Annotated in this window: 16 protein-coding genes; 8 read left to right on the top strand and 8 right to left on the bottom strand. The window is 58.4% G+C overall.

The window, feature by feature from the left end; all coding sequences use genetic code 11:
• Positions 1-465: 465 nt before the first annotated feature.
• Entirely contained in the window at positions 466-1401 is a 936-nt protein-coding gene (locus ACR3EL_RS10600; protein ID WP_170339317.1) for a mechanosensitive ion channel family protein, read from the bottom strand.
• A 58-nt stretch (positions 1402-1459) separates the two neighbouring features.
• Positions 1460-2275 carry a response regulator gene (locus tag ACR3EL_RS10595; protein WP_093961657.1) on the bottom strand — a complete coding sequence of 272 codons (816 nt, stop codon included), beginning with the start codon at positions 2273-2275 and terminating at the stop codon, positions 1460-1462.
• Between the two features lie 57 nt (positions 2276-2332).
• Here ACR3EL_RS10595 and ACR3EL_RS10590 point away from each other — a divergent pair, with 57 nt between their 5' ends.
• From ACR3EL_RS10590 to ACR3EL_RS10575, 4 genes are all read left to right on the top strand, one after another.
• Complete coding sequence (locus tag ACR3EL_RS10590) at positions 2333-2557, top strand: NepR family anti-sigma factor (RefSeq protein ID WP_367646643.1); 225 nt, start codon at positions 2333-2335, stop codon at positions 2555-2557.
• Positions 2550-3095, top strand: a complete 546-nt coding sequence (locus ACR3EL_RS10585) for an RNA polymerase sigma factor (protein WP_005982020.1) — start codon at positions 2550-2552, stop codon at positions 3093-3095. The genes ACR3EL_RS10590 and ACR3EL_RS10585 overlap by 8 nt, the downstream gene beginning before the upstream one ends.
• Positions 3096-3293: 198 nt before the next feature.
• Positions 3294-4862, top strand: coding sequence for a sensor histidine kinase (locus ACR3EL_RS10580; RefSeq protein ID WP_480721527.1), 1569 nt, complete (start codon positions 3294-3296; stop codon positions 4860-4862).
• Positions 4840-6336 (top strand): phospholipase D family protein, encoded by a 1497-nt coding sequence (locus ACR3EL_RS10575; protein ID WP_480721526.1) that lies wholly within the window; start codon positions 4840-4842, stop codon positions 6334-6336. The genes ACR3EL_RS10580 and ACR3EL_RS10575 overlap by 23 nt, the downstream gene beginning before the upstream one ends.
• On the opposite strand, the gene ACR3EL_RS10570 is transcribed toward ACR3EL_RS10575, so the two are convergent.
• From ACR3EL_RS10570 to ACR3EL_RS10555, 4 genes are read right to left on the bottom strand one after another with little or no spacing between them, the layout of a single operon-like run.
• Positions 6333-7334, bottom strand: a complete 1002-nt coding sequence (locus ACR3EL_RS10570; RefSeq protein ID WP_170339312.1) for an AI-2E family transporter — start codon at positions 7332-7334, stop codon at positions 6333-6335. The genes ACR3EL_RS10575 and ACR3EL_RS10570 overlap by 4 nt on opposite strands.
• A gap of 9 nt (positions 7335-7343) precedes the next feature.
• Positions 7344-8105, bottom strand: coding sequence for a DUF883 family protein (locus tag ACR3EL_RS10565; protein ID WP_170339310.1), 762 nt, complete (start codon positions 8103-8105; stop codon positions 7344-7346).
• Positions 8098-8496: a phage holin family protein gene (locus ACR3EL_RS10560; protein WP_170339308.1), complete on the bottom strand. Its 399-nt coding sequence runs from the start codon at positions 8494-8496 to the stop codon at positions 8098-8100. Before ACR3EL_RS10560 ends, ACR3EL_RS10565 begins: the two co-directional genes overlap by 8 nt.
• Entirely contained in the window at positions 8489-9448 is a 960-nt protein-coding gene (locus ACR3EL_RS10555) for a hypothetical protein (protein WP_480721523.1), read from the bottom strand. The genes ACR3EL_RS10560 and ACR3EL_RS10555 overlap by 8 nt, the downstream gene beginning before the upstream one ends.
• Before the next feature lie 56 nt (positions 9449-9504).
• Here ACR3EL_RS10555 and ACR3EL_RS10550 point away from each other — a divergent pair, with 56 nt between their 5' ends.
• Entirely contained in the window at positions 9505-10125 is a 621-nt protein-coding gene (locus ACR3EL_RS10550; RefSeq protein WP_170339304.1) for a PRC-barrel domain-containing protein, read from the top strand.
• 154 nt (positions 10126-10279) lie between these two features.
• Positions 10280-10849 carry a PRC-barrel domain-containing protein gene (locus tag ACR3EL_RS10545; RefSeq protein WP_170339302.1) on the top strand — a complete coding sequence of 190 codons (570 nt, stop codon included), beginning with the start codon at positions 10280-10282 and terminating at the stop codon, positions 10847-10849.
• 87 nt (positions 10850-10936) lie between these two features.
• On the opposite strand, the gene ACR3EL_RS10540 is transcribed toward ACR3EL_RS10545, so the two are convergent.
• Positions 10937-11629 (bottom strand): Crp/Fnr family transcriptional regulator, encoded by a 693-nt coding sequence (locus ACR3EL_RS10540; protein WP_480656803.1) that lies wholly within the window; start codon positions 11627-11629, stop codon positions 10937-10939.
• Between the two features lie 120 nt (positions 11630-11749).
• Between ACR3EL_RS10540 and ACR3EL_RS10535 the strand changes: the two genes are divergently transcribed.
• Positions 11750-12148, top strand: coding sequence for a hypothetical protein (locus ACR3EL_RS10535; RefSeq protein WP_480721520.1), 399 nt, complete (start codon positions 11750-11752; stop codon positions 12146-12148).
• 94 nt (positions 12149-12242) lie between these two features.
• Here the strand turns inward: ACR3EL_RS10535 and ACR3EL_RS10530 are convergent, their stop codons facing one another.
• Positions 12243-12434 carry a PLD nuclease N-terminal domain-containing protein gene (locus ACR3EL_RS10530; RefSeq protein WP_093961670.1) on the bottom strand — a complete coding sequence of 64 codons (192 nt, stop codon included), beginning with the start codon at positions 12432-12434 and terminating at the stop codon, positions 12243-12245.
• Between the two features lie 187 nt (positions 12435-12621).
• Between ACR3EL_RS10530 and ACR3EL_RS10525 the strand changes: the two genes are divergently transcribed.
• Positions 12622-13476: a formate/nitrite transporter family protein gene (locus tag ACR3EL_RS10525; protein WP_170339297.1), complete on the top strand. Its 855-nt coding sequence runs from the start codon at positions 12622-12624 to the stop codon at positions 13474-13476.
• Positions 13477-13583 lie beyond the last annotated feature (107 nt).

Genomic DNA, 13583 nt, shown 5'->3' with positions numbered 1-13583 from the left:
TACTCTGCACTTAACTTTTCCGTCACAGGCTTCTGTCGGCATTACCGTGGGTTGTGCCGCATTCCTCAATCGGAGACGGCCCGATTTGCAGATTGAGAGCGCATTCTTGATGCAAGTCTCTGTTCCTTTTTTCGGACCAGGCCAGAGATTATTCGCTTGGAGGAAAAGACTGCATTCGGTTTCCGCTGCCGCTGCGGAATCTGGAGGATCTTGAGCACGAGCGCTGCATCGACGTGACCAATACATCGGTACGGTCCTTGCGGCGGTTTGCGCACAGTTTGCGGCTGAGATGCGCAGGTAACACTTCCAGCTTATGCGCGGATATTCCAATTGGCGATGGCGCTTGGATGAGATGTTTGTGGGGATCAACGGCGACCGGCACTGCCTTTGCGGAGACTGGTTCTCATCCGTCCGACACCACGTTCCGGAAGACTGTTGGTTGTCCGCCCTAGGCCAAATCCAAAGTCACTCCGCAGCGATCGCTTTTTCTTGCTGAGTCTTTTCGCCTTCAACCAACAAAGTGCGGGTCGGAAACGGAATATTGATATCGGCTTCGTCCAGTGCCTCTTTGACTTTGCGCTTCATGTCTGCCTGGTACTGGAAGTAGTCCGAAGACTTGCACCAAACGCGGACAAGAAAATCGACGCTGCTGCTGCCAAGATTGTTCACTTGGATGAACGGTTCTGGGTCTGCCAGCGAACGAGCGTCCGACATGATCGTGTCGCGAATTACACGCTCGGCCTCCGCCAGGTTTACGCCGTATCCAACGCCAAACGTCCACTCGGCCCGACGGGTCTCATAGACGGAATAGTTCTTGATGGTGTTTCCCCACACCTCGGCGTTGGGAACGATAACCTTGACGTTCCCCATATCCGCAATTTCGGTGTAGTTCAGGGTGATATCTTTTACGGTTCCGAGCACGCCGTTCACGTCGACGAAATCGCCGATCTTGAGTGGCCGGAACAGGATGATCATCACGCCGGCTGCAACGTTGGACAATGTGCCTTGCAGCGCAAGTCCAATGGCCAAACCCGCGGCACCGATCAGCGCGATGATCGACGTGGTCTGCACCCCGAACGTGTTCAGAATGAACAGCCCCGTAAACGCCAGAATCGTATAGCGCGCCAGATTGCCGAGAAAGTTGAACAGCGTATCATCCAGGCGTTCCGATTTTTCACCGACGCCCCGGATCTTCCGGCTGACATATCTTGAAATCACAAGCCCAAGAACCAGAAGGATCAGAGCCGCGATCGTGTTCGCGACGAGGCCAAGAAGGGCCTCGAGCGTCAGCAGGTCGCTTAGCGATTTCCCGTCATACAACTCGGTATTCAGAACTTGCGACAGTTCGGCCCAAACGGTGTTCGTCACGGTCTCTGCGGTCTGTGCAATCTCGTTTTCCATGGTGTTCCTCGTGTTTCATCGCCTGAGTTTTCGTGTCTTGCAGCGCGGTCCTGCCGCGTCAGACCTCGATCACTGCGCTAGAGGCAAAGAACATGGCCTGGCTGACGGCCGATTTGACCTGTTCTTCGGTGTAGGGTTTGGAAATCAAAAAGGCCGGTTCGGGGCCTTTGCCCGTCAGAAGGCGCTCGGGGAAGGCGGTGATGAAAATGACGGGGCAATCGCCGTGCTGGGCAATGATGCGGTTCACCGCATCGATCCCGCTGGATTTGTCCGCCAGTTGGATGTCTGACAGGATCAAGTCGAACGGCTCGCGCTCGGCCAGGTCGATGGCGGCGGTCTCGGTGCGAGCGACCCCGGTGACCCGGTGGCCCAGGTCGGTCACCATCGTCTCAAGATCCATCGCGATGATTGCTTCGTCTTCGATGATCAAAATGCGCCCAGAGGTGTGGCGGGCCATTTCCTCGTAGGCGATATCGATCAGCTTCTGAGCCTCGGCGGGTTCTATCTGCATGATCGCGGCGATATCGCTGACCGAGAACTCTTCGACCGTGCGCAGCAGCAAGGCCTCGCGCGTGTTCGGCGTCAGGCGTGCCAACTGGGCGTGAGCGCGCGATTGAATGTCAGAACTGCCGCCATCGGCGTCAACGGGCATTCCCGACGTTGACCAGATACCGTGAAAAACACGAAACAACGCGACCCGCGGCGTGAGATCGGCATCGAACTGCGCGGGATCTGCAAGGATCGCTTCAAGCGATGCTGCGGCGTAGGCGTCGCCACTGTCCTGTGAGCCGGTGAGGGCACGGGCATAACGGCGCAGAAACGGCAGCAGCGGGCCAATTTGATCTGCGACGGAAACTCCGGTCAGCTCAGTCATCTATGTTTTCCTCATTTTTTTCTCTAAACTCGGGAACCAAACGCATACTGGGGCGTTATGGTTCCAGCAAAAGTAAAAATTTTTGATGATGCCATGACAAAACCACAGCCCAGCCGAGAACATCGGCAAGAAATAGAACAAAGGATCGACGAGAACCTCAAGCGGGCTTTCGATGAGGTTGCCAGCGAACCGGTTCCGGATCGGTTCGTCGCTCTTCTTGAAAAACTGCGCAATCAGACCAGTGTTCCCAAGAGCGGTGACACGGGAGGCTCGGATGGTTGATCCCCGAGAAGAGCTGGTCGAACATATTGGCGCGATGCGTGCCTTTGCGATCAGCCTGTGCCGAAACGGGGCCACGGCCGATGACATCGTGCAGGACGCATTGATCAAGGCATGGAGTAATATCGACTCGTTCCAGGAAGGCACCAACATGCGGGCCTGGCTGTTCACCATAGTCCGGAACACCTATTTTTCCCTGCACCGCAAACGCAAGCGCGAGGTCGAGGATGTCGATGGTGCCATGGCCGAGAGCCTGTCGCAGAAGCCCGACCATGACGGACGTTTGGCCTTGAAGGATTTTGCGGTTGCTTTTGATCAGTTGACGGATGAGCAGCGCGAAGCTTTGGTGTTGGTCGGTGCACAAGGGTTTTCCTATGAGGAAGCGGCCGAGATGTGTGGCGTCGCCCTTGGAACGATCAAAAGCCGGGTGAACCGGGCCCGCGCGCAATTGGCCGAACTGATGGATTTGGAAGATGACGAACCCATCGAATTGACCGATGCGGTAACGGCGGCAATCGTTCAGACGCAACCGGCGGCCTGACGATCGATGGATGCGAAGCCGCGCAGCCTGACCGTCTATCTTGCCGCGCTGGTCACTCTGGCGCTTCTGCCGTTGGGTCTGATTGCCGTCCTCCAGACCCGTGCGGTCATCGCAGAAGCCGACGACAACTCGCGCTCCTCGGTTTTGGCCCGAACAATCGAGGCGGCCAGCCGGGAACAAGAGCTGTTGCAAAAGGCCGTGGGCGCCGGCGCCGGTTTGGCGGCGGCGCTGGCGGAGGTGCGAGAAGATGGGGTCGCCTGTTCCGCCCTTATGCATCGGTTCCTGAAAAGTGCGCCGGAATTTGTATTTGCCGGGTTCATCCGACCCGACGGTATCATGGCGTGTTCGACAGCGGACGAAGTCATGGACCTGTCCGACGCTCCGGGATTCTCCAAAATTATCGAAAACCCGCAGCTGACTTTTTCCGTCAACCGATCCGGCGCTGTTTCAGGGCAATCCGTGATTATCGTCACCCGACCGGTCATGGATCGGGCACAGCTGCTGGGGTTCGTATCCATATCCATCCCCCATGCCCTCGCCAGTATTCCTTTGGATGTCGAGGACCAAAAAAGCGACGTCGTCATTGCCCTGTTCGATGCGAGCGGTGAGGTGCTCTTGTCGAATGTCGGTCTCGACGAAGTGAGCGGCTATTTGCCTCCCGCGCCGGACAAGCGTTTGGTGCTTTCCAACTCGGGAAAGACGTTCTCTGACCGTACACCCCTCGGAGAGGAGCGTATCTTCGCGGTTGCGACGATCATTCCGGGTGAAGTCGCCGTGATTGGTAGTTGGCCACGAGACGTGGCCTTGGCTTCGGTCGGCGCCGGCAGTACCGCCCTGACCATTGCCTTCCCGATCCTTATGTGGGTAACGGGGCTGGGGGTGGCGCTGTGGGGCCTGCATCGATTGGTGATCCGGCACCTCGACAGCTTGCGTTCGGCCGTGCGTCGTTTTGCGTTGGGTGAGCGCGATCCGATTGAAAGCCTGGAAGGCGCGCCGCAGGAGTTTCAGCAAATCCAGACAGCATTCAACCGCATGGTCTTGTTGATCCGCGAGGCTGAGGCGCAGCACGAACGCGATCTTGTGGAAAAAACGCTGTTGTTGCGCGAGGTGCATCATCGCGTCAAAAACAACCTGCAACTGATCGCTTCGATCATGAACATGCATTTGCGCAAGGCCGAAACCCCCGAGGCCCGGCGCTTGCTGGAACAGTTGCAGCGCCGGGTTCGCGGCCTGGCCATGGTGCACCAAACCTTGAACCAGAACTCGCAGATGACGACGATCAACACCGAGGCGCTCATCGGGCATTTGGTGGCCGAACTGGCGCATCGACCGCCAATTCTGGGTCAGGTGGTCGAGGTCGACTGTCGGATCGCTCCGGTCGAACTGGGGCAGGACCAGGCCGTCACGCTGTCGATGCTGGTGGCCGAGGCACTGACGAACGCGGTTAAATACGTAGGCGTTCCGCAGGACGGACCGCCGACAATTTCGGTGGAATTGACCCGACCCGAGGAGAACACCCTGCATCTGAAAATCTCCAACACGCGCGGGCAGACGGACGACGGTGCGGATCTGTTCCACAGTGGCGGGATCGGTCAGCGGCTGATGCAGGCCTTCCTCCGCCAATTGGACGGTTCCGAAACCATAACCGAGACGTCCTCGCATTATGTGTATGAGGTGACGTTCGATATCGCCGAAGTAGAAGGGGATAGCGAACAAAAGACCATTGCGGATGAGAGAGGCGGTGATGCCCTTGCCGCAGCAGAATGACTTTGAGGTCCTGATCACGGCCGAGCAAGCCTGGCCCGCTTTGGAAAAAGCGGTTCTGGAGGCCCGGCACCAAATCAAGGCAAGTTTTCGGGTATTCGATTTCATGACGCGGCTGCGCAGCGATGAGGCGCGCCAGATCGGCGATACCTGGTTTGACCTGATCGAGCATGTCATCCGCAAGGGTGTCTCGTTTCATTTGGTCATCAGCGATTTCGACCCGATCTTTGCGACCGAGTTGCACGAGCTGAGCTGGCGCACCAAACGGCAGGCAGTTGCGCTTGCGGAAATCCTGGGTCCCGAACTGGCTTCGAGCTTGAGCGTTCGCGTGTCCATGCATCCCGCGCAGGCCGGCGCATTGCCTTGGGCCACGCTGTTACCCGCGGTTTTGCGAAAAAAGGCGCAGCGGATGCAGGAACTGTCCCGCGAACGACGCGAACGGCAGGCGGTACGGCTGGGGTCGGACATGTTGCCCCGGCTTCACACCGTGTCGCACCATCAGAAAGTCGCCGTAATCGACAATGAGGTCTGCTACCTCGGCGGATTGGACTTGAACGAAAGGCGCTTTGACACACCGGATCACGACCGTCTGGCCAGAAACACATGGTCAGACGTTCAATTGCTGGTCCGCGGACCCGAGGCCGCCGAGGCCGCGCGCCATATCGACCGGTTCGAACATGAAATCGCAACCGGACAACCGGACCCCCAGACGACCCATCTGCGCCGCACCCTGTCCAGCCCACGCCGGTTTGCGTTCTGGCGGCTGTCGCCAAAGACCATCGCGCATGAGATCGAGGACGAGCACATCGCCGCCTTTCAGGCCGCGCGGCAACTTCTGCACATCGAGACCCAGTATTTCAGGTCAACCCGGCTGGCCGAGGCCTTGGCTGAGGCGGGCCATTCCAAGCAGGATCTGAAACTGGTGCTTGTTGTGCCAGCCTTGCCCGAGGAAGTGGCCTTTGGCGGGCATGACGGATTGGATGCGCAATTCGGGTTGGACCTGCAAGCCAAATGCCTGGAGATCATCCAGCAGGGGTTCCAAGACCGGGTTTCGGTGTCGACCCCGGTCCAACCGATTTCAGCCAGTGGGGCCGATGCCAGCGCCGAGGTTCTGAGCGGGTCTCCGATCATTCACGTTCACAACAAAGTTCTGGTGGTGGATGACCATCATGCTTTGGTCGGGTCCGCCAACCTGAACGGACGGTCTTTGCGGTGGGACACAGAAGTCGCCCTTCGGGTAACCGACCGGCAGCGGGTTGCGGTTCTGCGGCAGGCCCTGGTGGACCATTGGTGGTTCTCGGATGATCTGAGCAAACCGATCGAGCCCGATGCCATGTTCGCGTGGTGGAAGCGAGAGGTTCGCGCCAACGGCCTGCGTCGCCCCGAAGCGCGCAGTGGTTTCTTGGTCCCGCATGACGCCGATGTCGCGCGTGATATGCGGCAACCGTTGCCGGGGGTTACTGAAAACATCGTCTAGGTGTTTTCGATCGAACTCATGACCTTGGGGTTCATCAACACGCCGAACCACAACAGGATCGGCAGCGCGACGATGGCCCCGACCGGCCCCCACAGCCAAAGTCCGAAGATGATGGCGATGAACACGACCAGCGGGTTCACCTGTAGACGTTGGCCGACGAAGGCGGGTGTCACGAATTGCGCCTCGGACAAATTGATTGCGAGGAAAACCAGCGGGGGCAACAGGGCCGCTGCCCCGCCGAACTGAGTCAAACCGGCAATCAGAAGGCCGGTCATGATCATCAGAGGCCCCAGATACAGCACAAAGTTCAGAAGGCCGGCGGCCACCCCCCAGATCACGGCATCATTGATGCCTATCAGTCCCAAGGCCACGGCCGTTACCGTCCCGAGGCCGATATTGACCAACGTCACGGCAGCGAAATAGCGATAGACCGCGCGGTCGGCCAGATACAGCCGCTCCGTCAACGGGCCGGCTGCGGCATATAGCTCGGGTCGGGTCAAAACGAAGAAGAACAGCGTGCCGATGAAAATCAGGATCTTTGATCCGAAATTGGGCGCCAGCCACAAGGCATCCATCACTGACGGAAGGGCGGACTCCGTTTCCGCTGCCCCATCGGCGCCGACGGTTTCCTCGATCTCGCGTCCAAGCGTTTCGATACCCCGAATGAATTCGGACATCGCAGCGACCCAAGAGCGCAACTCGCGTTTGATGGCAGGCAACTGTTCGACCAGCGCGGACAGCAATGGTTCGAGCAGCAGGAAAGCCGCGACGATGACGGTGCTGGTCACGAACAGCAGTGACGAAGCGGATATCACACGTGGGCAACCGACCTTCTCAAGCTTGTCGGCAAGCGGGGCGACCACGACCCCCAAAACCAACGCAAAGGTGATCGGAGCGACGATGGACCGGGCCAGGTACAAAGCGGTGATGATGGCGATCCCGGTCAGGATCGCCAACATTGCACGCAAGGCCGATGGAGAGCTGAAGGCAGTTGGCATGGGCGCGCTTCACTGACTGCGCAAAGCGTCAGAGGCCCGATCAGCCGCCTCATCCAGCCGTGCGTTGGCCGCGGCATGCAGCTTGTCCAGTTCTTCGTTCAAAACCCTTTGGGCGTGTCGCATCAGCTGATCGCGCCGATGGCCCAGCAACTCGTCCTCTTTGCGGGTGTTGGGCAGCAGAGCGCCAGCCAGAATACCTACGCCCAGCGCCAATGCTCCGGCCGCCAGCGGCTGATCATGAACGAAGGTTTGCGAGGCCTTTGCCGCCTTCTGCGCACGCTTCTCGACCGCTTGCTGCGCACCGATTGCGGCCTTGCGCGCCTCGATCACACGGGCACGGGCCTGGGGTGAGAGCTTGTCCAGACCACGATCCAAGGCTGCAGACAGCACGCTGGCAGATTGGCTGTGTTCAGTCATACCGGTCATCTCCTGTTTCATGCGGCTGTCAGCGTCGGCAACACGCCGGTCAAACCCGTCGAACGCCTGCTGCGGAGGTACGGCCTGGGGCGGGGATTGGGTGCTTTTTGCGCCAGACCCGGGACCCGCAACAAAAAGGGCTGCTCCTGCACCGAACAGAGCAAAGGCGGCCGGGTTTTTTCGAGCCGCGGACCAGAGTTGCGCACCGATCTGCCCGCCATAGGCTTCGAGTGTCGATTTCGCCTCGTCGGCCAGGCGCTGCGGCGCCAGCGTATCCGACAGAGCATTCAGCGAGCGCGCAAGGGCGCTGCGTTCATATGCAATCTGCGTTTCAAGGGGTGTCAGGTCAGACATGGGTGGACTCCTTCATCGCTTCGATGTCGCGCTGCAGGTTTTTCATGGCTTGCTCGGGAACCAAGGCGGTGGCGGACATGCGGGACCGGCCAAAAAGCGCGAGGCACGCAGCAACTAGTGCCAAGCCCGCGCCAACGAGCAACGAGGCCATACCCACCGACAATCCATTGGCGGCGATATACGCGACCAGGGCTGTTGCCATGAGGTTCAGCGCGATCATCAACAGGATCAGAGCAATGCCAATGCAGGCCAGCCCTACGCCCGCTCGCGTCAGGTTTCGGGAGAACTCCTCCTTGGCAAGCTTCGCCTCAGCCTGAAGCAAACTCGACAGATGTTTGAGCGCGTGTGCCAAAAGCCCCGGTGCAGATCGCAGATCGTTGGGGTTATGCATCGCGGCCACCATTCATTCGCGCCAACGCGCTGGTGTGGCCCGAGGTATCGACCGAGGTCCCATGCAACGGCGACGGATCAATATCCCACGGATCTGCACCAAAAGATGCGGATTGGGCCGCGCCCGTATTGCGCGCACTCAGGAAACGGGCTGCGGCAAACCCTGCCAGGGCAGCCGATCCGACGAACAACAGCGGGTTTTCGCGAGCGAAATCAGATACCTTTCGGCTCATACTGGCCAAGTCGGCAGAGCGCACCTGCCCAGCCACAGCCTCCATGTTGTCGGCAATCCTCGACAGGACCTGATGCTGCACAGATTGGTCGGGAAATGCATCGGCGGCTGCGTCAGCTGCATGAGCGGCGCTCTTTGCCTCCTGCGCTGCGCTGTCTTTCAAGGATTCGGCCCGGGCCGATGCCTCGGCGGTCACGGTGTCTTTGACCTTGCCGGCCAAGTCCTGGGCATGGGCTTTTGCGTTCTCCGTGGTCTCGGTTCGACGTGGCATGGTTCGATCTCCTGTGTTGAGGTCTCGGTCCACCAACGCATGGAAGGCGAGATTGTTCCCAAGACCAGTTCGAACGCCACTGAGGACAAAGTTCGGTAACTGCCCGACCCCCTTTTTTTCCGGGGCCAACGCAGAAATATCGCCGGCGCCCGGAACCAGCTCGCGTTTGGCGCGTTTCACTGACAGCGACGAAGCAATCGAAAGGAAATTACGATGAACTGGGACCAAATTCTTGGACGCTGGACCGAATTCAAAGGCAAGCTGATCGAGCGTTTCGGCGATTTGACTGATGATGAGATCGAACAAGCCCGGGGCGATCGCGAGCAACTGGAAGGCATCATCCAGAAGAAATACGGAGATTCGAAAGAAGACGTGCGGGAAATCGTGGATCGCCTGATGAAGGACATGTAGCCCAAAGGTGGATACGCACATCGCGTGGGGCGGCATCAAGTCAATGGCGCCCCACCGGCTCCCAAGATCGACCCCAATACGAAATCACCACCGCCATGAAGCTGTCTGACCTCATCAACACGCCCGTTGTCCCAGCCGGAACCGACCAAGAAATTGGTCGCGTTTCCGATATCGCCATCCGCGCTGGGCAGACCGAGTTGGAGTACGTCTTGGTCAATCTGAGCCTCACCGGAGGGAATGACCCGGTGGCGTTCACGGCCGATACGCTCGAACTTGGCGCAAGCGAGGTAACGTGCGCGATTTCCCAACAGCAAGTGGATCATCTGCGCCAGCGCAAAGACGACGAAGATCCCCTGGCAGTGGACATCGAAGGCCTGCCGCCCCTGGTCGTAGGGCCGTTCGGCAACGCGATTGCGCCGGTTGTGATGGGGGCGGTCCTGAATGACGCCCTCCGCCAATGCCCCCAACCCACGCCACCCGGTAGCAACTTCCGATGGTTTACGAAGTTGCAGGGCAACCCTGCGTTTGACTCGACTGGTGAGTTGGGCAGATTTTTGGATATTGAGCTCGACCCAGACACCAAGGCTCTGCGGTTTCTCCTGATCGACGGGCGACCAGCTATCCTGAGTTTTCCGTTCGCTGAACTACGCAATATTCCCGACGACGAACACTACATGGTTCTATCCAGGTCTTCCGACCCGCTGCACCCGGTCTGAGTATCTGGACACAACTTGTCGAACCGCGCAGATGCGCGGTTTTTTCTTTTTAAAACAAATATTTTTGCATTTTTCTGGGAACAAGTCGCGGCGTCATTCGTTTGTTCAACAAGACCGCGGGAAATGCGGTCAGAACAGACCAAAGGAGTGAGCTATGAAACGTTTTCTGACCACAACTTCGATCGTTCTGGTGATGTCGGCATCGGCCTATGCAGAAAGCTCGAATGTCGAAGAAGTCGGCAAGAATCTGGAAGAGGCAGCCGAGGCAGCCGGTGATGCACTGTCCAATACCGCGCAGGACATCAAGAACGCTGCGCAGAACACGGCGGAAGACGTCGACCAGGCCGCCGAAGCAACCGGTGAGTACATCAGCGAAAAAGCTGGGCAGATGGCCGATGCAGTTGATCCCACCACCATCGACATCGAGGGTTATGTCCCCGTTGCCCAAGGCACCATCCCGGCCGAAGATCTGACCGGCATGCGCGTCTATGACGTCTCGCAAGAGTGGATCGGTGAGATCGAAGAGGTTGTCGTCGACATGGACGGATCGGTCGATGGGGCCGTGATCGGCGTCGGCGGGTTCCTCGGCTTGGGGGAAAAGGATGTTCTGATCGATTTCTCGCGCGTGTCGCTGATGCGTGAAGTCGATGGTGACACCACCTATGCCTTCGTTCACGCGGACAAGGAGATGCTGAAGGACATGCCGGCCTACGAAGGGTCGTAAACCGGCTGCTCAGTCGCAAAGTATGTGGTCAAGCCGCCGGCCGATTCTTCGGTCGGCGGTTCTTTTATTCCTGTCCATCCGCCACGTTTAGATCAGCGGGCGCGGAACGGCTTCGGTGATTTCGACCAAGCCAAGCTCGGCTAGACCCTCAAGATCGTTAATCTGCAGCACATTGTTGGCCCACTCGGCCAGGCCGAGATCCTTCAGCCGGCGCAGGGTCTTGTTCGTGTGAACCAGCGACAAGCCCAACGCATCCGCAAGATCCTGCTGCCGGTAGGGCAGCGGACACCGCAAGCCTTTGGCCAATCCGACGGCCTGGGACCGTGTGTAGAAGCGGTGCAGGCTCCACGCGATCTTCTCGATCGCGCCGCGCTGGCCAACGGTTGTCAGGGCGTCGCCCAGGAAATGCTCTTCGACGGCTGCCAGGAATGTCAGGTCAAAGGCCCGATCAGGCTGGTTCTGATATAACTCGAACAGCCGCGAGCGATTGAACAAGCACAGCCGCATCGCGGTTGTCGCCTCGACGGAGTGCCGCATCTCGCCCATGACGCCAGCCTGCAGCCCGACGAGATCGCCGGGAAGCACAAAACCGATGACCTGCCTGCGACCGTTTTCGAGCGTTTTGTAACGAACGCCCATCCCGCTCAGAACCGTGAACAGATGCGCGGATTTCGTGCCCTCGATGAACAGTTGCGTTCCGGGTTCGGCCTGCATCTCGCCGGTTTTGAAACTCTGCATGAACCGCAGGTCGTCTTCCGCGAACGGCCGGAAGACGTCCATCTGCCTCAGCGGACAGTCCGCACATGCGATCAGAGAAATTTTCCGTTGCTGTGTCATAGTTTATTGCGGTGCTGCGGGATTGCCCTACGGTGGCATCGAACAGATTTCAGGATGGTATTGATGAAAGTCTCTTCCCGCAGCGTAGCAGATGTTTTGATTGTTACGGAAAACTTTATCGAAGCAGCGGACATCAGTGATGCCGTCCCCGGAGTTTCGCCCGATCGCATTGTCCATATACGCGAGCTGCACGCGGGTGGGCACTTCTGGCAGGATCCCAAATTCGCCCCGGTCTTAGGCGTTCTGAGCTATCGCAGAAGTGAGACGTCATTCAACGCCGTCGCGCGGCTGTTGGTTGAACGCGGCAGTGCACTGTTGCTGTTGGACCCGTCCCCCGAGGTGCAAGCTCAATTTGAATGCGCGGCTCTGACACGGCCTTTCACGGCCGCGGATATTGCCCGCACGATTGCATCCATTGATTTCAGTGGGAACGGCTTGAAGATCGGTTCTGATCCTGGGTGAAACGGCGCAGGGCGCATTGTGCCCCCAATATCCTTGAACGAAAAAAGCGCGGCCGATGCCGCGCTTTGTTTTGTACTGACAATTTCCGAACTGATCAGATCGCGCTGCGCGCGGCCTTCGGGCCAAAGATCAGCCAGCAGATGAATCCGATGACCGGAAGCAACAGAACGAAAAGGACCCACAGGATTTTTGCACCGGTCGTCGCAGACGAACCGATGATCGAGATAATGGCCCAGATCGACAAAACCAGGACGATCAGACCGCCAATGCCATATACTTCCACCATACCGAAGTTCCTTTCGAATTACGTGTCGTTGTTCCTACGAGGATACAACGCGATAGGTGGCTGAAAGTTCCCGACAAAGATCTGGGTGTGGTACCTGTTCTCGTAGAAGTCTTGAGGATTTCTTCGCCTGACGGAACCAAAACGACCGGCAGAACGTTGGGATTGAAGGTCGATACATGAGGTCAAAATGTCCGATACACACGAAGCGCCGCGAAAAGATCTTGTCGAGAAAGAAAGCGAGCGCGAAGCGGTCGAAGAAGCGTCCGGGCTGTCTCCGCGCCTGATATTCGAGACCATCCGCCAAAACGGCGAGGAGGAACTGGATCGGCCGACCAAAGCGTTGTTCTGGTCCGGGATTGCCGCAGGAGTGCTGATCAGCTTTTCGGTGCTGGGCGAAGCGATCTTGCGGGCACATCTGCCCGACACCAGCGGTCGGTTCCTGATCGAGAACCTGGGCTATTCTCTCGGCTTTGTTCTGGTCATTTTGGGGCGGATGCAGTTGTTCACCGAGAACACCATAACGACCGTCGTTCCAGCCATGATTAATCCGTCTGTTGCCTGCTTCACCAAAACCGCGAGGTTGTGGGCAATCGTTCTGGGTGCCAATGTGCTTGGGGCGTTTGCGATATCTGCCTTCCTGATCCATACGCCTGTGTTGTCGCCCCAGCTCGTCTCAGTCATCAACGACCTGAGCCATCACGCCACCGGCATGGGCGCCCGGGTTGGCTTTCTGCGCGGAATACCGGCAGGGATCCTGATTGCGGCGATCGTTTGGATGCTGCCATCGGCACAAAACAACGAGGTGCTGGTCATTGTAATCTTCACCTGGATGATTGCGGCCGGTGACTTTACCCACGTCGTTGCCGGATCGGTGGAAATGGCGGTTCTGATGCTTCAGGGGCAGTTGCCAGTAGGCGCAGCCGTTTTCAGCTTTTTCCTACCCGTTCTCGCCGGCAACATCATCGGAGGAACCGCTGTCTTCACGATGCTGGCCTACGCCCAGATCAAACCCGAAATAGAAGAAGACCCAAAGCGCGGCTGAGGCGCTTTGGGTCGTTGGGATGGCGGGCTGGTTGGCGTGGCATTGACGAATAGCGCTGTCAGCGATTCCTGATGAAAAACCAGATCAGTAGACCGGCCAAACCCAAG

Source organism: Ruegeria sp. BJ3 (assembly GCF_056535665.1).
The sequence above is the reverse complement of the archived record's forward strand: the minus strand, read 5'-3'. Positions and strand labels throughout refer to the sequence as shown.